At 44.6% G+C, this 25656-nt stretch carries 28 protein-coding genes and 1 pseudogene; 11 read left to right on the top strand and 18 right to left on the bottom strand.

Annotated elements, in window-relative coordinates; translation table 11 throughout:
- Window positions 1-218: pseudogene (locus QXV08_RS08010) on the bottom strand (hypothetical protein); the annotation flags it as partial.
- Between the two features lie 209 nt (window positions 219-427).
- On the opposite strand from QXV08_RS08010, the gene QXV08_RS08005 reads away from it, so the two are divergent.
- Complete coding sequence (locus QXV08_RS08005) at window positions 428-604, top strand: hypothetical protein (protein WP_342786772.1); 177 nt, start codon at window positions 428-430, stop codon at window positions 602-604.
- A gap of 98 nt (window positions 605-702) precedes the next feature.
- Here QXV08_RS08005 and QXV08_RS08000 read toward each other — a convergent pair whose 3' ends face one another.
- A complete protein-coding gene (locus QXV08_RS08000; protein WP_342781260.1) occupies window positions 703-1125 on the bottom strand; it encodes a hypothetical protein in 423 nt (140 codons plus the stop codon).
- Window positions 1126-1216: 91 nt separating this feature from the next.
- The gene (mvk, locus tag QXV08_RS07995) at window positions 1217-2158 is read right to left on the bottom strand and encodes a mevalonate kinase (RefSeq protein ID WP_342781261.1); all 942 of its coding nucleotides are present in this window, start codon (window positions 2156-2158) and stop codon (window positions 1217-1219) included.
- Window positions 2159-2229: 71 nt separating this feature from the next.
- Between mvk and QXV08_RS07990 the strand changes: the two genes are divergently transcribed.
- Both QXV08_RS07990 and QXV08_RS07985 read left to right on the top strand, forming a co-directional pair.
- Window positions 2230-3081: an Mrp/NBP35 family ATP-binding protein gene (locus tag QXV08_RS07990; protein WP_342786773.1), complete on the top strand. Its 852-nt coding sequence runs from the start codon at window positions 2230-2232 to the stop codon at window positions 3079-3081.
- Between the two features lie 47 nt (window positions 3082-3128).
- Entirely contained in the window at window positions 3129-3815 is a 687-nt protein-coding gene (locus QXV08_RS07985) for a hypothetical protein (RefSeq protein WP_342788208.1), read from the top strand.
- A 24-nt stretch (window positions 3816-3839) separates the two neighbouring features.
- Here QXV08_RS07985 and QXV08_RS07980 read toward each other — a convergent pair whose 3' ends face one another.
- The 3 genes from QXV08_RS07980 to argF all read right to left on the bottom strand — a co-directional run bounded on the left by QXV08_RS07980 (window position 3840) and on the right by argF (window position 7919).
- Window positions 3840-4376 (bottom strand): hypothetical protein, encoded by a 537-nt coding sequence (locus tag QXV08_RS07980; RefSeq protein WP_342788207.1) that lies wholly within the window; start codon window positions 4374-4376, stop codon window positions 3840-3842.
- 64 nt (window positions 4377-4440) lie between these two features.
- Window positions 4441-6897, bottom strand: coding sequence for an STT3 domain-containing protein (locus QXV08_RS07975; protein WP_342788206.1), 2457 nt, complete (start codon window positions 6895-6897; stop codon window positions 4441-4443).
- A 77-nt stretch (window positions 6898-6974) separates the two neighbouring features.
- Complete coding sequence (gene argF, locus QXV08_RS07970) at window positions 6975-7919, bottom strand: ornithine carbamoyltransferase (RefSeq protein ID WP_342786637.1); 945 nt, start codon at window positions 7917-7919, stop codon at window positions 6975-6977.
- Window positions 7920-7988: 69 nt separating this feature from the next.
- Here argF and QXV08_RS07965 point away from each other — a divergent pair, with 69 nt between their 5' ends.
- Window positions 7989-9044: a DUF711 family protein gene (locus tag QXV08_RS07965; protein ID WP_342786638.1), complete on the top strand. Its 1056-nt coding sequence runs from the start codon at window positions 7989-7991 to the stop codon at window positions 9042-9044.
- Window positions 9045-9159: 115 nt separating this feature from the next.
- On the opposite strand, the gene QXV08_RS07960 is transcribed toward QXV08_RS07965, so the two are convergent.
- The gene (locus QXV08_RS07960) at window positions 9160-9429 is read right to left on the bottom strand and encodes a UPF0147 family protein (RefSeq protein ID WP_014767029.1); all 270 of its coding nucleotides are present in this window, start codon (window positions 9427-9429) and stop codon (window positions 9160-9162) included.
- Window positions 9430-9529: 100 nt separating this feature from the next.
- Here QXV08_RS07960 and QXV08_RS07955 point away from each other — a divergent pair, with 100 nt between their 5' ends.
- Window positions 9530-9895, top strand: coding sequence for an Sjogren's syndrome/scleroderma autoantigen 1 family protein (locus QXV08_RS07955; RefSeq protein ID WP_342786639.1), 366 nt, complete (start codon window positions 9530-9532; stop codon window positions 9893-9895).
- Between the two features lie 90 nt (window positions 9896-9985).
- Here the strand turns inward: QXV08_RS07955 and tmk are convergent, their stop codons facing one another.
- Genes tmk through QXV08_RS07925 form a run of 6 tightly spaced genes read right to left on the bottom strand, consistent with a single transcriptional unit; the run spans window position 9986 to window position 15312 of the window.
- A complete protein-coding gene (tmk, locus tag QXV08_RS07950; protein WP_342788205.1) occupies window positions 9986-10585 on the bottom strand; it encodes a dTMP kinase in 600 nt (199 codons plus the stop codon).
- On the bottom strand, window positions 10575-10961 hold the full coding sequence (locus QXV08_RS07945; RefSeq protein WP_342788204.1) for an aconitase X swivel domain-containing protein: 387 nt from the start codon (window positions 10959-10961) through the stop codon (window positions 10575-10577). The genes tmk and QXV08_RS07945 overlap by 11 nt, the downstream gene beginning before the upstream one ends.
- A 7-nt stretch (window positions 10962-10968) precedes the next feature.
- Window positions 10969-12138, bottom strand: a complete 1170-nt coding sequence (locus QXV08_RS07940; RefSeq protein ID WP_342786642.1) for an aconitase X catalytic domain-containing protein — start codon at window positions 12136-12138, stop codon at window positions 10969-10971.
- Window positions 12138-13418, bottom strand: coding sequence for a UbiD family decarboxylase (locus tag QXV08_RS07935; RefSeq protein WP_342786643.1), 1281 nt, complete (start codon window positions 13416-13418; stop codon window positions 12138-12140). The genes QXV08_RS07940 and QXV08_RS07935 overlap by 1 nt, the downstream gene beginning before the upstream one ends.
- Before the next feature lie 3 nt (window positions 13419-13421).
- On the bottom strand, window positions 13422-14615 hold the full coding sequence (locus QXV08_RS07930; RefSeq protein ID WP_342786644.1) for a Clp1/GlmU family protein: 1194 nt from the start codon (window positions 14613-14615) through the stop codon (window positions 13422-13424).
- A gap of 52 nt (window positions 14616-14667) precedes the next feature.
- Window positions 14668-15312: a hypothetical protein gene (locus QXV08_RS07925; RefSeq protein ID WP_342786645.1), complete on the bottom strand. Its 645-nt coding sequence runs from the start codon at window positions 15310-15312 to the stop codon at window positions 14668-14670.
- A 51-nt stretch (window positions 15313-15363) separates the two neighbouring features.
- Between QXV08_RS07925 and QXV08_RS07920 the strand changes: the two genes are divergently transcribed.
- Window positions 15364-15984, top strand: coding sequence for an AAA family ATPase (locus QXV08_RS07920; protein WP_342788459.1), 621 nt, complete (start codon window positions 15364-15366; stop codon window positions 15982-15984).
- Window positions 15975-16487, top strand: coding sequence for a CDP-archaeol synthase (locus QXV08_RS07915; RefSeq protein WP_342786647.1), 513 nt, complete (start codon window positions 15975-15977; stop codon window positions 16485-16487). Before QXV08_RS07920 ends, QXV08_RS07915 begins: the two co-directional genes overlap by 10 nt.
- Before the next feature lie 3 nt (window positions 16488-16490).
- On the opposite strand, the gene QXV08_RS07910 is transcribed toward QXV08_RS07915, so the two are convergent.
- From QXV08_RS07910 to QXV08_RS07895, 4 genes are all read right to left on the bottom strand, one after another.
- Entirely contained in the window at window positions 16491-17714 is a 1224-nt protein-coding gene (locus QXV08_RS07910) for a SufD family Fe-S cluster assembly protein (protein WP_342788203.1), read from the bottom strand.
- A complete protein-coding gene (locus QXV08_RS07905) occupies window positions 17707-18438 on the bottom strand; it encodes an ABC transporter ATP-binding protein (RefSeq protein WP_342786649.1) in 732 nt (243 codons plus the stop codon). The genes QXV08_RS07910 and QXV08_RS07905 overlap by 8 nt, the downstream gene beginning before the upstream one ends.
- Window positions 18439-18473: 35 nt before the next feature.
- Window positions 18474-21080 (bottom strand): ATP-dependent helicase, encoded by a 2607-nt coding sequence (locus tag QXV08_RS07900; protein WP_404991011.1) that lies wholly within the window; start codon window positions 21078-21080, stop codon window positions 18474-18476.
- A gap of 88 nt (window positions 21081-21168) precedes the next feature.
- Window positions 21169-22566 carry a glycosyltransferase family 2 protein gene (locus QXV08_RS07895; protein ID WP_342786651.1) on the bottom strand — a complete coding sequence of 466 codons (1398 nt, stop codon included), beginning with the start codon at window positions 22564-22566 and terminating at the stop codon, window positions 21169-21171.
- 71 nt (window positions 22567-22637) lie between these two features.
- Here QXV08_RS07895 and QXV08_RS07890 point away from each other — a divergent pair, with 71 nt between their 5' ends.
- Genes QXV08_RS07890 through QXV08_RS07875 form a run of 4 tightly spaced genes read left to right on the top strand, consistent with a single transcriptional unit; the run spans window position 22638 to window position 24667 of the window.
- Window positions 22638-23288 carry an MBL fold metallo-hydrolase gene (locus tag QXV08_RS07890; protein ID WP_342786652.1) on the top strand — a complete coding sequence of 217 codons (651 nt, stop codon included), beginning with the start codon at window positions 22638-22640 and terminating at the stop codon, window positions 23286-23288.
- 13 nt (window positions 23289-23301) lie between these two features.
- The gene (locus tag QXV08_RS07885; RefSeq protein WP_342786653.1) at window positions 23302-23529 is read left to right on the top strand and encodes a hypothetical protein; all 228 of its coding nucleotides are present in this window, start codon (window positions 23302-23304) and stop codon (window positions 23527-23529) included.
- An 11-nt stretch (window positions 23530-23540) separates the two neighbouring features.
- Window positions 23541-23825 carry a hypothetical protein gene (locus tag QXV08_RS07880; RefSeq protein WP_342786654.1) on the top strand — a complete coding sequence of 95 codons (285 nt, stop codon included), beginning with the start codon at window positions 23541-23543 and terminating at the stop codon, window positions 23823-23825.
- Window positions 23825-24667: a sugar kinase gene (locus QXV08_RS07875; RefSeq protein ID WP_342786655.1), complete on the top strand. Its 843-nt coding sequence runs from the start codon at window positions 23825-23827 to the stop codon at window positions 24665-24667. Before QXV08_RS07880 ends, QXV08_RS07875 begins: the two co-directional genes overlap by 1 nt.
- Window positions 24668-24969: 302 nt before the next feature.
- Here the strand turns inward: QXV08_RS07875 and QXV08_RS07870 are convergent, their stop codons facing one another.
- On the bottom strand, window positions 24970-25338 hold the full coding sequence (locus QXV08_RS07870) for a thioredoxin family protein (protein WP_342786656.1): 369 nt from the start codon (window positions 25336-25338) through the stop codon (window positions 24970-24972).
- Window positions 25339-25656: the final 318 nt, after the last annotated feature.

Below are 25656 nucleotides of genomic sequence, written 5' to 3'. Positions count from 1 at the left end.
ACTATATCTCCCTGGGTGACATATATTTCGCCGCCTACTTTTTCACCATGCACTAATGCTATACATGTAGCATTTCTACATGTATCTTTCAGATACTTGGTTAGCTCCCCTCCATTGGTGAAGGCCCTCCTAGCTATCAGGCTTCCCCTAGATACTGAGAGATACCTAAGAAGTATCCTGTTGAGGACTCTACTAGCCACATCTATATTTACTATCATTACTTAGACCCCATGATAATCTGTATTCCCCCAACTAGGCCTATTTGTATATTATAAGTATCATTACCTAGTTATAAATTTTTGGCTATAGTTGTCTAAACCAGGATAAGGGATCCACTTGGAATAACATCGCGCTGATAGAGATTTCCTTTCTTAGAGATGTACCGGAATCTTTTTGGTTTAGGGAGAGGCTTACATAGGTCTCTTAGTTGATTGCTAGAGTGCTTATTGAGACACTATGCTTGGAGCATTGCCTCAGACCTGGACGGGGAAAAGATGAGAGGCTTACTTCATCAGTCTTGAACACCACCATGAACCCATGGGATGAGCTGGGCGAGCCTCTTGACAAGATGAAACCCATAAGTAAGGTGATAAACCTAATATAAAACAACTCGAAATGAACACCTAGGGGGAAACAGTATTGAGGATGAGCCAGCTGGTAAGGATTGCATTGATGAGTTGGATTGATGGGAAAAACGGTGTTTCAATGCTGGAAGAGCTTATCGTATAGTTTCCTAAATAATTCCTCGCCGGCGATTACCAGCTCTACCACGTTTCCGTCGTCAATCTTCTTTACTACAAGGCCCTCAAGTGGATTCTCCGGTGGGTCAGGCAGGCTTGGCGATGGTTTTTCTTTACCGAGGTAGATCCATCTAATGCTTTTATTGTTTTTCTCGATCTTATACCAGTATCTTCCATAGTAATAGTATTTCACAGTTGAGCCGGAGGGTAGTTTCCTGGAGACTATGTGGACTGGTTTTAAATAGTATTTCTCGCCCTTGATTAAATTGTTATAGCTGTAAATCGATGGGAGAAACTCGTGGAGAATAGAGTTTAATTTCTCCAATATCTCACGGGTTACGCGCATCCGGATTTTCCCGTTTCCCGACTTATTATTGCCCATCATATGAGTCAGCCCATGGGAGTTTAATCATGTCTCATAGACCACTATATTCATCATTCTCGTTTAAATAATAACACCGGCTTTATTTAATGCTTCATGAGGACGCCCTAGCATTTATTGAGCGGACGCCCTCATAATCCGGTTTAACAAGGTACGCATTAATCCCCTCATTCTTGAGTGCCTCCACTATTTTACCAGCGTTTTCCGCTCTTGCTATCCCTATAACTATACCTCCCCTCCCAGCACCACTCAGCTTTGCTCCCTGTGCACCATTGTTAATCATTTTGTAGACAAGGTAGTCGTTTATCCAGGCTGAGGCACCTATCGCGAAGAGTAATCCATGGTTAACGATCATTAATTCACCCAGCCTACTTACATCGCCTTTCTCGATGGCTGCTACTGCTTCTTCGACTAATCTACCAGCTACCTCATAAATCGCCTTGCCAAGCTCTCCTAGTCTCCTATATCTCTCTAATACTTCTCTAACCACTAGGCCCGTATCTCTTTTGACACCTGTGTCAGCTACTATTAGTGTTGTATCCTCTGGTAGAGATGCATTAATGCGCTTGAATAAGCCCTGCCTGTAGTATATGAGCCCGCCGTAAGTGGATAACGTGTTATCCACGCCGCTTGGCTTACCATGGACCATGATTTCTCCCATGTAGGCTATTCTACTGACATCCTCCTTAGTGAACTCCACGCCGCATATTTCCAATATAGAGTGAGCTAGGGAGACGTTTACAGCTGCTGAAGAACCCATTCCAGCTCCCACAGGTATTTCGGAGTCTATGTATATCCTATACCTGTCTCTACAACCATATCTTATACTTGCCTCCTCAATGATCCTCATATATGGTTTCGCCTCCTTGGAGGAGGGATCTATTGACCCCAGTTGCCTAGAGTAGATTCTTAAATCCCCTTCCTCAACACATGTCCTAGCATAGAGTCCTACAGCTAGACCGATCGCTGGATAGCCTTCTACAACGAAGTGCTCGCCGAATAAGATGACCTTGCCAGGTGCTATACTACAGTTCATCTACTTTACGCACCCTTAAACTATTTAAGAGTATAGTGAGATAACATGGTTATAAATGATTACCATGGTGTATGTCAATGAGTAGCAGCGGGGAGAAACGAGCCCCATTTACACCGGTCTTCAAGCTAATCAATGACGCTAAAAAGAGGCTGGAGGGATATAAGTATAAAATAATTGTTTTAAGCGGTAAGGGCGGGGTAGGCAAGACATTTATCTCCTCATCCATAGCCCTTGGATTAGCTATGAGGGGGAGGAAAGTAGCCATACTAGATGCCGATGTACATGGCTCGTCAATACCGTTGATGCTCGGCATACAGGGAGCGAGGCACTACGCGGATGAAAACGGCGACATACTACCTGTTGAAGGACCGCTAGGCGTGAAGGCTGTTGCAATAAACTTAATGCTTGACTCACCTGATCTACCGGTGGTGTGGCGTGGACCACTGGTATCCAGAGCCATCACAGAGCTTCTGAGTAAAGTTGCCTGGGGTAGCGGAGATTACTTGGTAATTGATATGCCCCCTGGTACGGGTGATGTAGCCATAACACTTGTTCAATCCCTCCCCAGTATAACTGGGGCAATAATAGTTACAGCCCCGAACATGTTGACTGAAACCATTGTGGCTAAAGCAGTTAACTTCACTGCAAAGAATAATGTCAGGCTACTGGGTATAGTGGAGAATATGAGTTACTTCAAGTGCCCTGTCTGCGGTACAGTGTTCAACCTACTAGGTAAAAGCACGGGCGAGTATCTCGCAAGTAAATATGGCACGGTGCTCCTTGGCATGATACCGTTAGATCCTTTGATAAATGAAGCCGTGGATAAGGGGGTGCCTTATTTACTGGCCTACCCACATGGTGAGGCTGCTAAAGCCATTATGGAGGTAGTTGATAAAATAATAAAAAATACTGAGGCAAATTAATTTTTAAGGAGCCGTAATTAAAGGCTCTCACTCTAATGGTGGGTGTCTTGAGTAGTAGCGAAAACCATGAATCCCCGGGTGTCGAGAAGAAGCCTAATTGGCTACTCTTAAAGGAGTCGGCCGAGGAATTATATAGGGCTGGAAAGATATATTTTACACGTAAGGAGCTAGTTGGTAAGGCAAGGGAGAAGGATCCCTCAAGGTCCGAGATGAGCCTGGATTTCGAAATAGATCTTGTCACGGTTAACAGTAGTAGTAAAGATAGATACAAGGACCCCGAGAAACTATTCCTCTACAGGGTTGATAGGGGGAGATATACGCTTTACAGTCCTGAGGAACATGGCGAGCTAGAGAAGTATATTGGGATAAAGAAGGTTTCTCCAGCTAGAAAACACTTAATTGAGGAAGTAGTTAGTGAACTAGAGAAAATGGGATATGATGCATCGGAGAACAGGTATGCTAAACCGCTCCAGCCAGATATAGTTGCTGAGAAGGGAGATGAGGTGGTTGGAGTATGGGTGATAGATCCAGGTACGCCTTTATCAGACCAGTACAAGATGCTTGCCTACGCGATTGGCTCCAGCCTACTCAACAGGGAATTCAGTGAATACATAGTAGTTGTTCCAGGCGAACTCTTGAAGAGGGTTACGAAGGACTTGATTGATACACTGGACCGGTTTAAAATACGCTTTGCTACTGTTAGAGAAGAGAGAAGATATACTCTGCAATTATAGTGGTCGCCCATCTTTTAAGCATGCTTAAACTGTCAACTCGTTCTCAAGTTTCTTCTTCATAACTTCCTTAGCCTCTTCCAATATTCTTTTTACATCGCTTCCCTCCGGAATAGAGTAGTTAATGTCTACAACACTATTCGCCTCACTTGCCTCACTCAGTTCTCTAGCTGATGCTTGTAGCTCGATGAATACTAGGTTTAAGTCAGGTATATTGAGTTCCGGTATCTTTGACATGTCTTTAACCAAGTTATTTATCTCCGAGGCTAACCCCGAGAACTCCCTCATGTTTATAGCATACTGGAGCGCTAGGTCTATTTTCTCCAATATCAACTGCACGGCTGCAAGCCTTGCAAGTAATTTATCGAGCTTAGCTATTTCCTCGGCGTATCGTTTTGCAAGGTATTTCTCACCCTTGGACTCTAGATCAGTTAGTTTCTCAAAGAGAACATCTCTTCTCTCACTGACCCTATTGTACAATATGTCGATTTTATTTCTCAACAGCCTTACATGGTAAAGCGTCTCTAAGGCTTTTCTCAAAGGATCCCTGCTTCTCCTAAACATTCATCAGCACCTTGCTACCTAATCATGTTATGGGTTTGTAAATGCTTTAAAAGAAAAAGGGTTTTCAGGATACGGGGTTTAATTGATAGAACACTATGATACTATATAGTATACCATTGCCGCCATCAGGTGTTGAAACCCTCACGGGTTGACCTGTTAATGGATTAATGAATGGCTCCATTATAATCCTAAATGGTTTAACATATGTATCATTAGCTAGGGGCCTAGAGTTTATTGATGAAATAGACTGTGCCTGAATATAGTATTTGACATCTAAACCGGTGTATTCCTTTATCCTCGATGCTGTCGTCGAATCAAGGAGTCCCTGGGATCCCGTGAACCATTTAAATGTATAGGACTTATTGTTTATCTCAGCCCAATACATTGCCCCATCCATCAGCATCTTGTAGAGCAACGGCAACGTGTTAGGTGAGTCAAATACTGGTGAAATTATCGAGGTATCCTGGAAATTATATACGTAGATGAATCGTGTGGTATCCACATATGATATATTTATCCCCAGCGCCCTTAGCCTATCAACAGTCGAGTTTCCTATTCTCATCATCCAGATACTCTTTGGTATATCAACGGTGCCGGGCATGCTTCCAGTCATTACCGGCCATATGGTTACACTGGTGTTATCGTCTGAGACAATGAATGAATCTATAGCCATTAAATACATGTTGTTTAATGGAGGATTAAAGAGCTTAGCGAGCTCGAAGGAAGTACTGGTATTAATGGATGACATTATTAAGCCAATAATACCTATTTGCGTTTCATTGAGTGTTGAACCATCTGCTACACTGGCTTTACCACCATCCACGGATATACCATATCCGTAATCCCACCACGCTATTATAAGGGAATCATTGGGCAGGCTCCTCATTAATTCAACAGCCTTATACCAGGAATCACTGTAGAAGGGGAGCCCTGAGACACCGGCCTTTAACGTGTAGATCATGCTTGTATTCGATGCGTAGTCCGTGTAGCCAGCGTACCCTATATTGATCAGTGCTAGGACTAGTATGGCTAGCACGATCACCCGGTATCCCCGGGTCTGCCTGTATCTGACACGCCCTTTTCTCCTATCTATTAACTCCTGGGGTGTTGGCATTATGTATTCAAATAACCTCCCTATGAAGGCCCCCATAACCAATGTTCCGAAATAAGCGGCTATAGCGATCATGTATGCTGCATTAAGATAGGAGTAGAATGCAAGCAAGAATGCTATGGATACATATAGTTTATCGGGTTCACCACGGTAGATGAAGTAGAGGGCCCCTATTATGCCTAGGATTAATGGGGATGCATAGAATAGCCAGGGGTAAACCCCCCATGAATGTAACATACCTACTAAGGCACTATAGCTTGAAAGCGGCGACTGGTGCTCGGCAATGCTTTCTACAAGAGGTGTTGCCGGTATAAATCTCAGTCCAAGAGCCCATGCAAGCCTGCCGCCAATCGGTATGTAACCACGCGTAATTAGCACGGCTCCTCCAATAACTAGCAATACTAGTAGAATAAAGTATCTTCCCTTTGTTAAAAGAGGTCTTTTAAACCCTAGCTTCTTGTACTCAGCGTTGAATAGATAGTATATAACGGGGAGTACCAGGGTGGATAATAATGCTACACCGAGCTCTCGTGGGTTAAACGGGTATACCCCCAGGTTTGACGCGTTAGCTGGTGAGGGTGTCACAAAGACCATCGATAACACTATTAATCCCACCTGATATATGAGAAATTCCCTTGTAATACTACCTCTAGTGAGAAGCGGATATAGTATAGTGAATGCAACCATTGTACCAAGTATAAAGACGTAGCCACCCCATAACCACCCTATTACTGCAAGGAAGAACCCTGACAGGACTGTGTATAATGTCTTCCTCAGGCTCGATTCCCCCTTACTAATGGACTTCATCAACCTACTATAGAAGTAGACGTAGAGTAGCAAGGGAACTATTGCAACACCCTCTTTCTCGATATATCCTATAACTGTTCTCTCAGTTGCAGCGGGTAGTACGGCCACAAGCAATGCTGTTATTAAACCAGTTATTCTACTACCATTTGAGAGCTCTCTACCAGTTATATATGCAAGGATTATACCTATAGCGGCGAATATAAGTGGTTGCAGTACTCCCCACTCCTTCAACGTTAACCCCAGGCCCTCCACTAAATGGTATGTTGTACCAATCCATATTGGTAGAAACGGGTAGCTGGTGTAGATTATATCCCTGCCCCATGGATACCAGAATATATGTGTCGCAGGGTTATCCCTGGTAAGCGTGTACCATGAGAATAAGCCATTCTCATACACGTATTTAGCTTGCCAATACTCTATGTAGCTATCGAACTCGAAGAACTCGAAACCGTTTAACCAGTATGGTGAAAACCTCACGTATACACCAAACACCAGTATAAGTGCTAGAAGAACATATGTAATGGCTTTTGCTGTCCTCGGATGTTGCATAAAGTACCCGTATACCTTGTAAACAGTATTAGACACGGCTTCATTAACACCCATCTACAGCACCCTTCTATCATGGTCCTGACTAGTAACGGTATGATGAAATGTAGTAAAAAACCTTAGTGGGGTAATCTCTATGGAGTTAGGAGGGCGAGTATTGCTTTCTGCGCGTGCTTCCTGTTCTCGGCTTGATCCCATACAACACTCCATTTACCATCAATGACTTCGTTGACTACTTCTTCTCCTCTATGAGCTGGTAAACAATGCATGAATATCGCATCTGGCTTAGCATGGTTCATTAATTCTACTGTGACCCTGTATGGTTCTAGATCCTTTATCCTCTTCTCCTTCTCCTTTTCCTGTCCCATGCTGACCCATACATCAGTATATACTACGTCAGCGTTTTCAACCGCTTTAAATGGATCTCTCTCTATCTCGTAGGAGCCCCCGTTCGGCGAGGCGTGTTCATTGAAAAGTTTCACAACACTTGGATGTGGCTCATAGCCTTTGGGTGAGGCAATGATTATCTTACCGCCTAGTATCCCTATGGCGAGCATTAGGCTATGTAGGACGTTATCGCCTCCATCACCAACGAAAACTATTTTCAGCCTAGTGATATCCCTGCCTTTTTTCTCCATTATTGTTAAGACATCGCTTAGTGCCTGGGCTGGGTGATGTAGATCGCTTAGCCCATTTATTACTGGGACCCTGCTGTACTGTGCGAGCTTCTCGATCTTATAGTGCTCATAAACACGGGCCATTATCACATCGACATATCTTGATAAAACACGGGCAGTGTCTTCAATGGTCTCGCCTCTGGCTAATTGTAGCTCGCTGGCGCTCAAGTATATGGCGTCGCCTCCAAGCTCCTTCATGGCTGTTTCAAAACTGATCCTGGTTCTAGTACTGGGTTTCTCAAAAATCATTGCTAGGTGTCGTCCCACCAGCAGAGGTATTATCTTCTCTCCAGCTAGATACCTCTGCTTGAACTGTATCGCTGTCTCAATCATAAATAATAATTCTTCCCTACTATACTCGGCTAGCGTTAGGAAGTGTCTACCTTTAAGACTAGTCACCATGACTAGCCACCTATTTATACCGTTTTTCTTAAATAGGAGGAACGTATTTAAAGTTAGCAGGGTGGGTTTATGGAGAAGATAGTTATTCGTGCCGTGACTTTCTTTACTGGTAGAAGCAGTAACATTAGGGAGGAATACCAGCTCGGTGTAGAGGTGTTAAGCAGGATTAGTGAGATAGCCAAGGAACTAAACCTAGAGGTTTTCACAAAGCGTATCTCGATGCCGAGCTTAAGCATGGATGAATTAGTGAAGCTCCCCGACATAGCTAGTGATAAGGATATACTCGTCAGCGCTGGCTATGTAAGTCTGAGGAGGATAGGGGTTAGGGATGCCGAATATTTAACCAGCAATGGGGTTTACATTCCAGTTCTACCGTCCCTAGAGGATTTCACGATTGATGATGCAAGGTATTTCTCTAGGATTGTACACGGTGTGGCGGAGAACGATCCCTTAAACGCTACGAGGATAGCCATAGGTTTCCATAACGAGTCCTTTTATACTCCTTATTTCCCCGACTCCTCCAGCAGGGGCGTTAGGAGTATAGGTTTATCCTTCCTCTACCCAGATATGTTGAAAACAAATGATATCTCAGCACTCTCCAACTCTATTCATAACGCATTCAGGTTATTCAATAATATAGCCCAGGTGATAGAGAATAGCACCGGCTACCCTGTTTCAATAGATTACAGCTTATCCCCTTGGATGGAGAAGAGTGTTGTTAAAATACTTGAGTCGCTTGGTTACAGCCTCCTAGAGCCTGGTTTCAACTATATTTTACACGTAGTTAACAACCTTATAGAGGAACACTATGATCCGCGTAGAGCAGTAGGCTTCAATGAGGTGATGTTACCATATGCCGAGGATTCATTACTAATCAGGTATGGGGGCATGGGCTTAATTAAGGCAAGGGATTTTCTACGCTATGCATCGACATGTGTTGCTGGAGTAGACATGATTATTGTTCCATCAAGCATTGAGAAATTAGCTAGGTTAGTAATGGACACCTACTCCCTCGGCTTGGTTAAATCGAAACCTATAGCACTTAGAGCGATACCGGTGAATAATAAACCAGGTGAAAAAATAAGCCTTGGGAAATTCGGGGAATCCTTTGTAATAGAGTATTGAAACCCAGCGTGTTTCCAAGCCAATTAAGCCAGCCACATTGATGACACGGTATTTCGAAGAATCCAAAGACGCGTGAAGTATTCACCAGAGCATTGGTAGGTCTGCGGGCATTGATTTAATCATGTATTGTTTCAAGTATGGCTATTACCTGCCATACCTTTGTTCTAGCACTTAAAGGCATATTGGGATCCTGGCTAACCTGGTCTAGAACCCCCACAGCATTTGCTGCTCTAACACCAGGCGTATATCTTTCATCCCTGAGGTAGTTTAATGCCTCCGTTGCAGCCCTCCTAATATTCCTTGGGACGGCTGTATCATTGACTATACTCATCAGCAAGTATATGGCATTTCTTAATTTAACCTCGTTATCAAGCACCCTGCTCAATTCCATCACCCGAATCAGTATGATTACTCCTAATACATAACATTACTACTTGGTTAAAAACCATTAAATAAATAAATCTTAATGAAAAAGAGGTGGATGCATGTCCAGCCAGGATCCAATAAAAATCATGGCTGAATTACTTAAATCCGGCGCCGTAATGCTTGCCGAGACATGTCCAGTGGAGGGATGTAACCTACCATTATTCAAGCTGAAAAGCGGGGAAGTAGTGTGCCCCCTACACGGTAGGATACACGTGGTTAAAACCGATGAAGAGGTTAAGGAAGTTTATTCAAAGGCAGCGCTCTCAATATTACTGGAAAAGGTGGAGACAACGGCTATTAGAGCCATTGATTCATTGATAAGTGAGCCAGATATTGATTCAACTGAGATAATTAAATGGCTTGAAGTACTTGAAAGAGTTGAACGGTTGAAGACTAATACTAAGAAGCGGGATGGCACTACCTGACCTCCTCTCCGCCCTGAAGGAAGCGTGGGTTTCCCGCATTTGTTAGGGTCTACATCTGTAACCATAGTAGCCAAGATAACCAAAAGTATTTTACTCAGTCAACAGTCTTCCATATACTATATCCCATATCTTACCATATACTTCACTAAGGGGTTTTGATGCATCAATATATATTAAGAGACCCATCTCAACCATTCTCAGATACGCGCTTCTAACCCTTTGCAGGAACTCCTTCTCCTCGTACTCTGGAAACCTTGATGCATGCATGTATTTCCTGGATAAACCCTCTTCAGGCTCTATGTCGAGGTAGATTGCTACATCAGGCTTCATCGCGAACCTATTCACATCTATAACCCATTCAAACGGTGCTCCACTAGCTGATTGATATGCAACGCTACTATAGAAGTATCTATCGGAAATAACCGTTACACCCTTATCCAGGAGGGGTTTTACCCAGTTTTTCACATGTATTAATCTATCTAGAGCGAAGGCTAATGTATCGATATACGCGTCCCTTAAATTGTTATAAGTAGACTTGATGAGTCTAACTATTTCGGAATCTGTTGGCTCATAAGTGTATGAAGCCGGGATCCCTCTACTGGATAGATCCTCTACAAGCCTGCGTGCTATCGTTGTTTTCCCGGCTCCATCTAGTCCCTCCAGCACAATGAAGCATCCTTTACCATGCATAAAGGATCCCTGAGCCGCGGGTGTATCTTATATATCGATGGTTTTTATTTTTAATGATACTTGCGAAGTCATCATACTCCTCTACCACTAGTAAGGGTATTTCAGCGATAACGCATCCAGCGATCAGTATTGGCTCCACCTCCTTAACCACCATGCAAAGCGGTGACCTACCATACTGCTTCATAGCATAGATAACGTAAGAACCAACGGTACTGCCTCTACTACCCTTGAACACAAGTATTTTCCCTTCAACGCTGACCTCCTCTTCCCCAGTTTTTACAACGCCACGGACTGGATCTACCTCACCGAGGAAGCTCATATACTGGTCCACCAGTACTACTTCACCCTCACAATCGCCGTCTACTACTGGTTTCACGCGCCAGCTATGCGTAGACAGATTCGATCACCTCTCTAAGCCCTGTTATCCGGGCCTTTAACCCATGTATTTTCCTGAGGTAGAATGCTGCTTTACCACTATTGGTTACAACGATATCGTATCTCTTCCGTAGCCTAGAGACCACTGGACATGTGCCCGCCGCTATCTCTACGCCCTTAGACTTCAGTCTATTGATCAACGACCTATATCTCTCCGTGTATTCAGCTGGAATGGTGAGTAATAGTTTCCCCTTTCTCGGGGAACCATACCCCTCCAGGAGCCTTGCTACCTCCATTAACTCCATAAGCGTTGTATGAGGGCACCCTATGTACCCGAGCACTAAGCTATCCGGAGGATATTCATCCCCAATGTATTTATCTACATCACTTTTTTCAACTACGATTTTCTCCTCGATTTCCTCGATATAGGTTCCTCGAGGAGTTAGACCGGGTACAACACTCATTGCATGGGAGCCTGAGGCAGCCATGGATGCCAGGAGTATCTTAAGCTCTGGAAAGGTGAGATGCTTTGCAAAGGGGAGAACCGTTATCTCCCTAATGTTATCGCCTATCCATAGTCCAACTGCCCCAATGACCCGTCTATCCATATCAGGTGCCGTGGTTACAAGGACTGTAGCCCTCCGGTTTTCAGAGATGTGTAGTCCGGCATTATATGTGTAACCCGTTATAGCTGCTGCCAGTGCTATAGGTCCCCCCTCCCTATTCGTGTATCCACCGTAAAACGTGTTCGCGAATATTACTGCACTGCTTTCACCCCATGCCAAATGCTCTCCTGGTGTTGGAGGCCTATACCAGTATGGTATACATGTGAATACAGGGTCGAATCCCATCTTGACAAGAGCGTTATCGATGTCTTTCTGAGCATTTATTAGGCTATTATCTATTATGGATTGCAAGCCACTATAGTCAATGCATCCAGGATTTATCGTGGTATATACCCTTGCCCTTCCACCCTTCTCATAGAAGTCCCTTATGAATTTAGCACCGTGTTCACCTATATTGGAGAATGAGACACCTGATACATGGGCATGCACTATTTTAACGAGGTTTTCAGCGCCAAGGGACTCCCCTACTTTAACAATGATCTCCATGGCCTTGGCAGTGCTCCAGCCATACTCCCCCTTTAGCATTGCTTCTTGCTCAGGTGTCAAATACATTAGGGTACTCCAACCCTCCTATATTTATCCCAGGGTTCCCTCCAGGGCTTAACAGCAATGAATATTACCTTATCTCCAACACCTTCACTACTCCTGGGATCTAATGTGCTGCCTTTAACATCCCTTAGAACTATTATATCGCTCGAGCCCTTCATCCTTGTTGCCACTGCCCATTCAATCATTAATGGATCATCAACATCTATATCCTCATCTACAACGAGGACGTGCTTAATGCTTGGATGCGCTGATACCGCAGCTAGTCCAGCCAACTTCGCTTCACCCGGGGAAGACTGCTTTATAGAAATTACAGCGTGAAGCCAGCCACTTCCTCCCTCAGTCAGTCTAACGGATTTCACCCCAGGCACACTCCTCTTTACAGTGCTATATATTATGGGTTCCCGCGGGAACCCCATTAAGAATTGATGCTCCCATGAACCAGGTACTATTGCATGAAACACAGGAGACTCCTCCCTGGATACGTAGACGGCAAGAGGCTTGAAGACGGGTTCCCGTCTCTCTTGATCAACCAGCATTAATATATCTGTGAAAGGCCCTTCTTTATCTCTATCACGGGTTATAAAGCCCTCGACAATTATGCTGGAGTCCGCTGGGACAGGTATTTTAAACAATGGTGTCTCAACAACCTTACTTCCACCACCTAGAGCAGCCCCTACGCTGGCCTCGAAAACACCAAGTGGGGGGTTCATCGCGGCAGCTAGCTCTTGAAACGGGTTTAGTCCGAGGACTAGTGCAACTGGGGCATCGCTTCCCTCCTCATGTCTTCTACCAACTATGTAGTGCAGGTGTCTTGGAACTATTCTAACCGTCGCTTTCTCATTGCTGTGGTACATGACTCTATGGAAACTACTGTTGCAGTAGGTTTCATAGCATGCTATGAAGACGGAGCTGGTTAAATAGTATCCTCCATCCTCCCTATAGTACTTTATGAATGGAAGTTCGTCGAGTAATCCATCAATGCGTTTAAAGTATTTCTCGAAGTCGTCTTTCTCGAGGTGTATTGGATTGTTTAGTGCTTTCTCCATAAGCCTATATAATTCCTCATCGCTCCTTACATTGAATAACCTATAGATGTCCTGTCTCCTAGTAACTAGGTTGGAGTAACCGGTTACCCATTCCCTCCCCTTGACTCTGAAAACAATGACTTTATCTCTATTCCTCCATGCTGCCCTGGTTACAATGTACTCGGGATCCACTGTGCCTAGGTCAAGTATTTCCTTGCCGAGGGAACCAGCTAGTTTCTCAACTGCTTTGAGATCCAAGTGTTACACCTCAATAAACTCCTCTGTGTAGTCATCTCTAAGTTTAATAGGGGAGAGTCTTAATACATCTATTCTATCCTGATACCTAGTTCTAATAACCACTGTGTTATCCTCGAAACTCAGCTTCTCAACTATGCAGGGATAATCTGATCCCCTTAGGGATCTAACTCCGCAATAGATGTTTCTCTCGAACCCTGGTTGATACATCTTCACCTTTGTAGCTCCAAGCCTCTTGGCGATCTCCTCGCCATTATATGTCTTTATGAAGCCGTAGACGTGGAGTTCATCCATTAGCTGAGATACATATATTACCCTACCATCTATTAGGTCAGTCAAGCTAGATGTATCGACAGGGTATCCATGGAATAATGGGTGACCAGTGATAAGTACGGAGTTCATCTCTATCTTTCTCAATGGTGCATCAGCTAGGAAATCCCTGTACCTCATGCTTCTTAAGAGCCTCCGTTCCTCCCTGTTACGGGCCCGCTTAACACGAGGCTCAGGCACTTCATACACCTTTACTCCTATCTTTTCATACTTTTTAAAGTACCTGCTTAATTTACTCCCGATAACCACGAGGGCATCTGGCTCCACTACTTCGATTAAATGATGCTTATAGTGTATCGCGACTGAATCCTTCACCCATCCATCGGTATCAATCACTATCATGTTGCATCCAAGCGATTCAGCCTTCTCCGCTAACCAGCGGAGTTCTCTTGGAATCAAGTAGATATAGTTCTGTGGACGGATATCGCCTACAAACCTCATTATGTAAGCAGGGATCTCGGTGTTCCAGAGAACCTGGTTGTCAGGGACTCCAAGTGATATGAATCCCGGTGGCCCTACATTGGCTTGCCCTATGTCCCCATCGATTATACAGGGTTTTAACCCAGCCGAGATCGCGGTGTTTAATAGAAGTGTGGTGAAAGACGTCTTGCCTGAATCCGTATCCCCTATTACAATGATTTTCCTGAGCCCGCTTGAAACTATTTCCACAGCCAGAGTGTTTCTTAACTTGTAAGGGTCTTCAACATCGACCGGCTGTATATCGGATTCATTAGCCATGACTATATCTAGCTCGGTGTCTTCAAGGGCCTCCACGATGTAGTTTCTGAACCTATGGATAATCACCCTCCCATTGCTTCTCACTATTTTCCCCAATATAGTAATAGACCCCTTGAGGATGCTTATTGACATAGGACCGAATACCCTGACTGCCTCTCCCTTTGAGAGGTTTAAACGGGGCAGTTTAAACCACCTCTACTCCCTTCTTCATGGCGATCTTGTAGGCAGCGTATACGTCTTTCTCTCTAAACGGCTTTATCCTTCCTATCCTCGATCCCAGTAACCTAGCGTCATCGATCTTTATGGAGCTAGGTGTGGTGTCGTCTTCGCTGACAACTTCCACCTTTACCCCTGTGTCTTTTTTAAGTATTGATGCTAATTCAATGCCTCTGTGTCTTGAGCCGACTCTTATGATTATTCTCTCAGCTGGTACACACTTCTTCAAGTAGTTGACTACATGGATTAAGTCTATGTATTCTCCCATACCATGTATTATGTATTCGCCGTCACCTACCACTATATAGCCTATTCGCCTACCAGGATCCACGCCGATCACTAGCTCATTATATATATCTTTCAAGTAGCTGGCTAGGATAGCCTTCTCTAAGATCCTGCAGTCATGGGTAGGGTCATAGAAGACGAGTATGTCGCTTCTACCAGCCATCTCCTCAGAGAACACTGAGTAATCCGTGTATAGGATGCTACCGTATGGGACTTCATCCCTGGTATAGTAATGGCTAAAGAAGATGTTTCTCTCACGTAGAACACTGAGTACATGTATAAACCACTTGGGCTCGTAGATGGCTACAACCAATGGGCGCCTTTGCAAATCAGTGAGTCACCAATATTACTCCTCTCAATACATAATGAATATTGGAAGGTGATTTTTATAGAGTTTTATACTGGTAACAGGGATATTGATGAATTGATCAGGAATGCAACCACAATATTATTTTACGGTGTAGCCGGCTCCGGGAAGACATCTATGCTGATAACCATAGCCGGTAACTATTGTAGGGGTGTGAAGTGCCTATATATATCCACTGAGGAGACCTTACACTATGAGAAGGTGGCTGTAAACCCGGATAAATACCGTGATGTATTATTCACCGAGGTATATGATTTCAATAAACTTGTGGAGCTAGCTACATTAATCTACCTCTATGGATCCAGTGTTGTTTTCGTAGATAGCTTGAACTCCTTATTCAGGCTTGAATCACTAGCGGAGAATTCCATATCTAGGCTTGCATATGTGGTGGCATCGATTAGGGGGGTTGTCGAGGATATGGGTGGAAAAATGTTCGCCTCGGCACAGGTGAGAGCTCGGGAGGGTGAGAGTGAGCCGGTGGGTAAACCTGTATTAGAATACTACTTTGACTTGATAATAGAGCTAAATATAGGGGACTCAGTAAGATATGCTAGGATAGTTAAGCCAAAGCACATGGGCAGGGAGAAGATTCATCGCTTTAGAATAACAAGGGAGGGTGTGGAATGGATATAGAGTCCTATATCACCTGGATCGCTAAATACTACTTGCCAGCAATGATCGCTAATGCCTCTCCACTACTAGTGAAGGGTGATAAAGTCATAGATAAGGGGAGATTGTTCATTGATGGTAAACCTATTCTAGGGAGCCACAAGACCTGGGAGGGGTTTGCAATAGGGGTGATCAACTCATATTTAACTGGTTCAGCCATGGGGGTAGCCTTCAGGGATCCCTGTATACAACTACTCTCAGTAGTAGCTGGTGTTTCAAGCATGCTCGGAGACCTAGTAGGGGCCTTTATAAAACGAAGGCTTGGATTAAAACCAGGGAGACCACTACCCATAGTTGACCAGCTTAATTTCGCATTGATGACAACCCTCTCATACCTCCTCCTCGGTGTAATGGATGTTATAAGCCGTCCCGACTACGTGCTGTCAACCCTCGCGTTGATATTCATCCTGCATGTGGCGACAAACAATATCGCTTATATACTCGGAGTGAAGGAGACAAGGTGGTGACTCTCAGCCGAAAGCACTCCTCGTAATTCTATCGAGTAGTCTTTCAACTTCTCTCTTCACAGTTAATGGTATACCCGGCACCTCTATGCTCATGAAGCCTCTGACAAGAACTGATTTAGCCTCATCCTCAGTGAACCCCTTGCTCATCAAGTACTGTATCTCCTTCTCAGCTATCATGCCTATGGCTGCTTCATGGGTTAAAATAGCCCCCGGCTTCCTAGATGTTATCACAGGTATTGAGGATATTAACGCGTTCTCCGAGATAAGTAATCCAAGACACTCTATATGTCCCTTGCTCTCTGCCTCAAAAGCCTCAATACTGCCTCTAGCATATATTTCTGAATACCCACTAGCCACAGCACGTGAAACCACTTCAGCTGAGCTATTCTTACCCTGTAGAATAGCGGCTGAACCCTGATCGTATATCCCATTGCTACTGCCAGCTATGATTGATACAAGGTATGCTTTCGCTCCTGTGGATAATTCTACCCTTGGATATGTTTGCAGGCTCGCTACCGGGCTATATATGATATAGTAGCTAACGTACTCGCCCCCCTCTTCAACTCTCACGGCTGTACGAGGCCTTATATGCATGCCTTCAGCCCATGCATGCATCATTGTAAATGTGAGCCTTGCATTCCTGGAGACATAGAACTCTGAAATACCTATATGGACGCCTTCCCTTACCCCGTGAGGTACAGCGCATCCCGTTACTACGTGGGCTTCAGCGCCCTCGTCCACGAATACTATATTATGCGCGTATTGTATTCTACGGTTACTAGTTATGGCTAGACAGGTGTATATGGGGATCGGTACCCTAACCCCTCTCGGAACATAGATAAAGTACCCTACTTCACCGCCATGAAGATAAGCTGATGCCGTATACTTGTCGCTACGTGGATCTATGAGCCTCCATGAAACCTCCCTCCCTAGATCGGACTTCTCAAGAGCTAGCCTTGTAGGCATTATTTTCACACCATATTTTCCAAGGGTCCTCTCAAGTGAGCGGTATAACGCTGATTCATCAACCTGGATATACATTGCTAAATCAACGTTTATACCGAACCTCTCACCAGCCTTCCTGGCTTCAATGGGTATTTCATCTCTGCCACTGATTTCAGCCGTCTTCACTGAGTCACTAGTGTATAGCCCTAAATCTACGTCGGGGCCGTAAGTGGATGGCTTATACAATGCTTTCTCGACTTCCTCAGGACTATATTTAACCATTCCTACCGCCCTTCAGAATTTCTACTCCACGCCTATATCCGAACTTGAAGACTACTGGGAGCACTTCATCCGGTGAGCCACTGTAGGCTATACTACCATCTATTAATAAATGGACCCCGTCTATTCTGTTCAGCTTATTGGTTATCAAGCCCGTATGGGTTACAAGTATAACTGAGCTCTTCTTACGGATCAATAAGTCTATTACATGGGCAATGATCTCAGCGCTCTCCACATCAACACCACTGTCGGGTTCATCCAGCATAGCTAGCCTAGGCGACTGCAGTAGTGAAAGGAAGAGTTCAGCCCTCTTCTTCTCGCCCCCACTGAACCCAAGGAAGAGATCTCTATCCAGTAAAGGATCTATTTTAAGTAGCTTTGAAAACATGGTTGAGTCCTCGCATCTATATTTCTCGAGCATGAACCTCGCTATCTCCCTTAACTTAACCCCCTTGACCTCGGGAGGGCTCTGATGCGCTAAAGCAATACCCAGCTTAGCCCTCTCATACGGGGGTAGCTTGGTGATATCTCTTCCATCAAAGTATATCCTGCCGGAAATAATTTTCAAGTAGGGTAGCCCCATTAATGATGCCAGGAGAGTTGATTTCCCACTGCCATTAGGGCCCATTATAATATGTAGCTCACCCTGCGGAATCGTTAATGAGATGTCTCTAAGTACTATCCTATCGTCTACAGCCACTGAAAGCCCCTGTACCTCCAGGCTCATAGTGGATCCCTGTATCTCTAAATACATAATCCTACTTAATTAATGGTGTTCCACGTATCCGTGTTAGAGCTGGATAATCTCTCCTTAACGAGCTCGTGGAGTCTTATAAGCATTCTACGCATATCCTCCATCAACACCACGTCGCTATATCCATGCACGACTATGCTGTGCGCGAAGGGGCTTGGTACATCAAGTGGTCCTAGTAGTGCCACCTCTATCTCTCCATTTCTGACCTTACTAAGGACCTCTATTGCTTCATCTATATGCATGTAATCCATTAAGATCTCCCTATAAGTCTCCTTGAGGACCGGAAATCCCGGTATTTCTTCGACGGCCTTTAGTAATTCCTCAGCATCGACTTGTAGCCTGTTGATGCTTTTCTCCGTATCCCTGTATTTTCTCAATAGCATAAAGCTCCTGACAGCAGTGTGCCTGAACCTCCGTTTGAGTAGATCTGTTCTTCTAATAATTTTCTCAAGTACGCTCCACGCTTGATCCAGTGGTATTGATTTAAACCACTCAACCCATTCACCTTGTGGATGACCAGGGATCGTGAGCATGAAGCCGTTATCAGTTACTGTTAACCTGATATTTACCCCTAGTTTCTGTCCCACGGTGTAAGCATATAGCCTGGCGAGTGCATCATTTGCTTTTCGTCCAAAGATCGAGTGTACGATTATGTTTCTCCGTGTTGGCTCATCATATATTTCTATAAGTATCAATTTATCTGAGGGCACGAGTCCCTTTGTATAGAGCTTTTGATCCATTATATAGTCGCAAATAGTCTCGGCTGCATGTCTTTGTAGCCTATACTCCTTTACGAGGTACTCAACCACTTCTTCACGGTCCTTCTCATCCAGCATTTCAGCGATTACGCGTCTAAAGCGTCCAACCTCCCTAGCGGAGTCATAGGAGAGGGGTAGCATCTCGCTGAACCAGGATGGAACTGTTGGCCTTTGTCCATCCGCCGGCTTAACCACGACCTTGAGACCCTTACTATATAGGTACTCATATACTCTACCACCCAGCACGAATAAGTCTCCCTGTGATAAGTACTCTACGAATCCTTCCTCGAGGTCTCCAACATACTTATTTTCCACCGTAAACACGTGTGCCTTACTCTCATCTGGTATAACCCCTATGTTTTGATAGTATATCATTCTAGTGGATTTCTTCCTGCCGAACACGCCTTCTTCTTCATCCAACCATATCTTGGAGTAGACTCTTTGATACTCATAGAAGTCTCCCAGTTGTCCAGCCAGGTATCTCAGCGTCGAGAGGAAGTCATCGTAGCTTAGATCATGGAATGTGTATGTTCTCTTCACAAGCTTGTAGGCTTCATCAATCCTCCATTTCCGCTCTAACGCCATTCCCACGATGTGTTGGGCGAGGACGTCCAGTGGATTACGCGGTATCCTGATCCTATCTATCTTCCTCTCGAGGGCTAGTTTAGATAGTACAGTACACTCAAGCAGGTCGTCGCGGTCTACTACGATTATCCTACCCTTACTAACCTCCCTGATATGATGTCCAGCTCTCCCGATTCTCTGGAGAAGCCTTGTAACGCTCTTAGGGGAGCTGAGCAAGACCACGATATCGATGTAGCCTATGTCTATCCCGAGCTCCAGTGATGTTGAGCTCACTATGGCTCTTAATTCCCCGTTCTTAAGCTTATTCTCTATCTCGATCCTGGTATCCCTGCTTAGACTACTATGATGTGCCTCTATATCATCTATATCCATCACTCCCTCCTTCTCAAAGATCTTCCTGAGCTTGAATACTACTCTCTCAGTAGCACTCCTGGTGTTGGTGAACACTAGTGTTGTACGGTGCCTCGATATTATCTTCTTCAACTCTCCATATATTGACTCATTAATTTCCTCGGCGGATGCTCGCGCTAAATCCTTGATTGGGGAGATAACCCTTATATCCATCTTCTTATCGAATCTAGCATCAACTATAATGCAGTCCCGGGGCTCTCCTTTATCATTGTAGCCGGCTAGGAATAATGCAACTTCTTCAAGAGGAGATATCGTGGCACTTAACCCAATTCTTTGGAGAGGCCTCCCAGCTAGGTTCTCAAGTCTCTCTATACTTACAGCTAGATGGCTCCCCCTCTTACTTGAGGCTAGTTCATGTATTTCATCGACCACGAGTATCCTAGTGTTCGCCAGCTTCTCCCTGAACTTAGGGGCGTTCAGTGATATTGCAAGGCTCTCAGGGGTCGTTATCAATATGTGCGGGGGATCCCTGTTCATGCGTTGCTTCTCGCTCTGAGAGGTATCGCTGGTTCTAACAGCTATCTTTATAGGTGGGAGTTCCAACCCTATGCGCCTTGCCTCGTTGACAATGCCTTCAATTGGTTCCAACAGGTTCTTCCTCATGTCGTTGTTAAGTGCTCTAAGCGGGCTCACATATACCACGTAAATGCCATCGGGCATTTTACCTGTTTCCTCATATTGCTTGTAGATATTGTCTATTATCCCGAGGAAGACTGCCAGGGTCTTACCGGTTCCAGTAGGGCTTGAAACCAGTATGTTAAACCCTTCTTTAACGAGGGGTATGGTCTTCCTCTGAACGGGCGTTGGTTCCCTGTATTTCCTGGCGAACCATTCCTTTACATATGGTCTTAATCCATCCATGACCTCTGCAACTGTGAAATCCCCATTAAATACGCTTATAGTCGTTTCCCCCACCTATTACTTGGTTTTTCAACCAGTGTAAGCACTACTAATTGAAGAATACATCTTTACGCCACCTATAAGCAACATAGCTATACGCACTAGAGTTGGCTATCAACCATAGGCCTGAGAGGATGGCATTACTGAGTAAATATATTATTCCTGCGACAGCGTAGAGGACGGCTAGTATTAGCTCCCATGGTATTCTAATCCTGGATGAAGCCAGCTGGTATATTCCCTTGGGTGTTCTAGCGTATTGAACCCTGATCCTTAACAGGGCTTTAAGAGTCGAGTACAGGTAGTAAGGTGATAAAGCAGTTGTTACAGCCGCGCTTCTCCCCATGTTCACAAGGGTCCCCCAACTTGAGCCGATGTGTCTCTTCACCTCTCTATAGTAGTATCTACTGAAAAACCATTGCGAGATAACTAGTGCTATGATCAAGTAGGCATGCCTCATTAACACATCGAATGGCTTTATGAAGGCATTTACCGCAAGCATTACTGTTCCAAGGAATACTATTGAGGGCACAATGTACTGTGAGAGAAAGAGTATGGCCTCGATCTTCCCTAGAACTCCTTGCCTAGAGCCAAGGATATGCCTCCACCTTGCAACCAATACATCAGTGGCTCCGTAAGCCCATCTAGACTGCTGGATCCGTAGTGCCTTATACGTGGAGGGATTTTCAACGTAGACGGCGCAGTCGCTGAGGTATCTAACCTTTAATCCGTGATACATTATTCTAGAGCCGATCTCCATATCATCCTGTATCCTCTCCTGATCCCATCCATTCAGGATCTCCTTAAGATACCTGGACTTGAAGAGGGTGCCGGTGCCAAGTGGGAATACGTTTAAACCCATACAGTTTCTACCATGATATATGGCTCCAACAATAAACCTCATCGAGTAACCCAGTGCCTCACTTAACCTGGTGTCAAGGTTCAATGGTTCCCATCTCCCTACAACGGCTACTGTGTCTTCACGTGAACCAAGTATTTCTATGGCGCAGTCTAGGAGGCATCTATCGAGTCTGGAATCCACGTCCAACACGTATATGTAGTCCCCCCTCGAGAGCCAGAGGGCTGTGTTTAAAGCACCTGTACGATACCCTACTGGTCTACTCCTCCATATAATCCACACGTTTAATCCTCTTCTTCTCCACTCATAGAGCTTGTCGAAAAGTACATGTTTGAAGCCCTCGTCGTCATCCGATACAATTATAATCTCATAGTCCCGGATGCTGAGGCCATGTATGTATTCAACTGCTTGCTCAAGGTATTCCAACGGCTCACGCCTTACTGGGATTATGAATGATATACTGGCTTCCCCGGGACTACAGCTAGTAGTATGCTGTCTACAGTTGACGGCTCTCCAAGCGAACACGGCGTATACTATGTAAAACCATAGTTGTGGCAGTGTTATCATTAATACTATGACTAGGTCCAACACTAGAAACACCTACACTAGTTAAAGATAAAAACATGTAGAGGTAATATATACGTTGAAGGGGGTAAAGGCTGATGCTCACGATAACATGGCACGGCCATGCATGTATATCCTTAAGGAGGGATGATGGATACACTATTGTAATCGATCCCCATGATGGGTATAGTATAGGAATAAAGAGGCCTGAGGTTAAGGCAGACCTTGTACTGGTCACACATGATCACTTCGACCATAATGCAGTAGACGTTGTCGCCAGAGACAAGGCGAAGACAAGGATCCTGAGGTCTTTCAGGGGCGAAGTCGTGGTAGATGATGTAAAGATAACTGGCCTACCAACATACCATGATAAGCAAAAAGGGAGGAGAAGGGGTGAGAATACTGTATACATAGTGGAAGTCAGCAACAAGAGGATCGCGCATCTAGGGGATCTAGGTGAGAAACCTGGCGGGGATATAATCTCCAGGCTTAAGGGAGTAGACTTACTAGCCATCCCGGTTGGAGGCACCTTCACTATAGAGCCTGATGAGGCGTGGAGTATAGTGGAGGAGGTGGGGCCCGTGAACATACTACCCATACACTACTGGTTCACTGGTGTCTCACTGCCGTTGAAGCCTATTGACGAGTTCTTGAAGCATGTTAAGGGCTATAGTATAGTCAAGCTCGACTCCAGCAGCTTCACCCTGGAGAATTATTCGAACAGTATTATACAGCTTAAATACGTCTAGGTGGAGTATTAAAATGGGGTTTAGACACGAGGAAAGCGTGATTAGAGAGGTAGAGTTCCTTAGAAAGGTCTCAACCAGGTTTCTCACACAACGATACGGGTTGCCAAGATACATTGTGGAACATAGATTGAATAAGACGCAGTTGTTATTCAATCTTTTAAGAGACTATGCTAGATGGTTAAGAAGCAGTGATGAATACCCACGGCTGAGTCCCCGGGATGAGGAGGGATCAACCGGCTGAGGTGATGTTGTGTGGCATATACCTGGGAGCCTAAATGGGAGCCCTTCGAGGTAAATGCAGATGGAATAGTGATTAAGACATGCAGGGATAGATACACTGGGTTAATAGCATGCCCTATATGCATACATGCCGTGTCAAGCTGCCTAGGTGGTAAACCGCCTGAGAACTATCAATTCGAGAACTCCTATTTCTTCACAGTAGATGATCTCATCTCACACCTGAAAACATATCATGTAAGGGGATGGCATAGGAGGATTGAGAGTGTAGCTAGTAAGTCTAGTGAAGAGGAGGATTAATGGAGAACGTGTGTATCTATGGAAACCCGACATTAGACTACATAGTATTCAGTGATAAAAGGGAGAGGATAGCGTATGGTGGAGGCGTGTATTATTCATCACTACCATTTCTAAAGAGTGGTAAGTACGAGGTCAGCGTCTATGCAGTTTACTCACCAAGAATACACGGGCACCCTGTCTATAGGTTTAGCCGGGGATACCAGTATTCATCAAGGACAACAGTCTTCAGGCTCATATACAGCGACTCATCACGTGTACTCTTCCTCGAGGAGAGGGCTCCTCCACTATATCCATGGATTATACATGAAGAACCCTGCCTGACAATAGTGAACCCAGTCTTCCACGAGGTAAATAAGTCCAATCTCGCATTAATACGTATTAGATCGCCTATCCTCGCCGGGGATGCGCAGGGTTTCATAAGGGGTGTGAGAAGCAATATGGTTATCTACGAGTGTTCAAGGTATGTGATTGACTCACTAAGGTACTTTGATATAATCCATATGGATGAGGTTGAATTAAAGGCTTTAACATGCATGGATGATACGTATAGGGCTTTAAAGGAGCTTAAAGATATACTTGGAGGAACTATAGTGGTTGTAACAAATAGGACTAAGCCGATTCACGTGTTGCTTGGCAACACTATAGAAACTATAAGCCTGGATGACTCACTGCTGGTAGGGGATAAAACAGGTGCTGGCGACTACTTCCTTGGTGCATTACTTAAACACGTCTACGCCTATAGCGACTTCATTAAGGCTGTTGAGAAGGCTCATGAGGAGACAAGCATGTGGCTTAAAGAGAAAAATGCTTCATCGCCGCCCACCACCTTCTTAAATTACTAGCATTTCGATGCCTCATCAGTTAGGTCGGCACCGTATTCTAAACTGCTTGCTTTACTCGTGTATGTTTTAAACACTGAAAACAGCATATTACTTAAAAATAATTATTGTAATACTGTATACTTGCTTTTCTCCCATGGTGGTGGGCGACTCTGCAATAATGTTTTTGTTTAAATCCCCTTATATATTTTTGAATAGATCTTCACCAAGGCCGTTTTAACTATTTTAAATAACTGGTTCACTATTTAAATCATAAATACATCCGAGGAGAACAGAGTTAGACGTGTAAAGAGGATAAGGTCCCTCTATGAAACCAGGACAGCGTCACCTACTCCGCCATCATATAGTCTGGTTGCATTAATACTGGTCTCCTCTTTATTAACAGGGGTTACTCCAACACGCTCCATTATGGCTGACTTTAATTCCTTCTTAGAGGGGACTTTCCCAATGAAGCGTAGCTTGCCGTTTATGAATATGCGTGGTAGATCCATGGATTCAGCTTCCAGGGGATCGTCAAGCCATATGTGGATGGGTATTATTTCAACCCATATGCCATCCTTGTCTAAGAGTTCCTCAGCCACCTGGAATAAGAGCCTTAACGCCTCATCGCTCTCCTCGCTGAAATCCAATTGTATCTCCACTATAACTTTACTGATATTCTCTAACTCACTCATGTGCGCCCCGTAAGCAACATCTTCTAAGAATAGCTTTTAAGGAGTGGGGCTATTCTGTTCCTCCCTGGGTGTTATTCCAATCATTTTATATTGTATTCATGGTTTCACCTAAGGGCAGTTCAACCTCCTCGTATAAACCCCTCCTCTAAACACCAGCAAACATCAAAAAGATTCCAGTTCCTCTCAGAGGTATCTGACCTCCTCCCCGCCCTAAAGGGCGAGGGTTCCCTCTTGGGCGGTTCATTAGTTTGGGGCTGCATACCCGGGCTCTCCTGCCCGGTTTAGCCCCGGGCCGGGTCTCCGGCCCGTTACCCCTAT

It is taken from the genome of Desulfurococcus sp. (assembly GCF_038881575.1).
Taxonomy (GTDB): Archaea; Thermoproteota; Thermoprotei_A; order Sulfolobales; family Desulfurococcaceae; genus Desulfurococcus.
The sequence above is the reverse complement of the archived record's forward strand: the minus strand, read 5'-3'. Positions and strand labels throughout refer to the sequence as shown.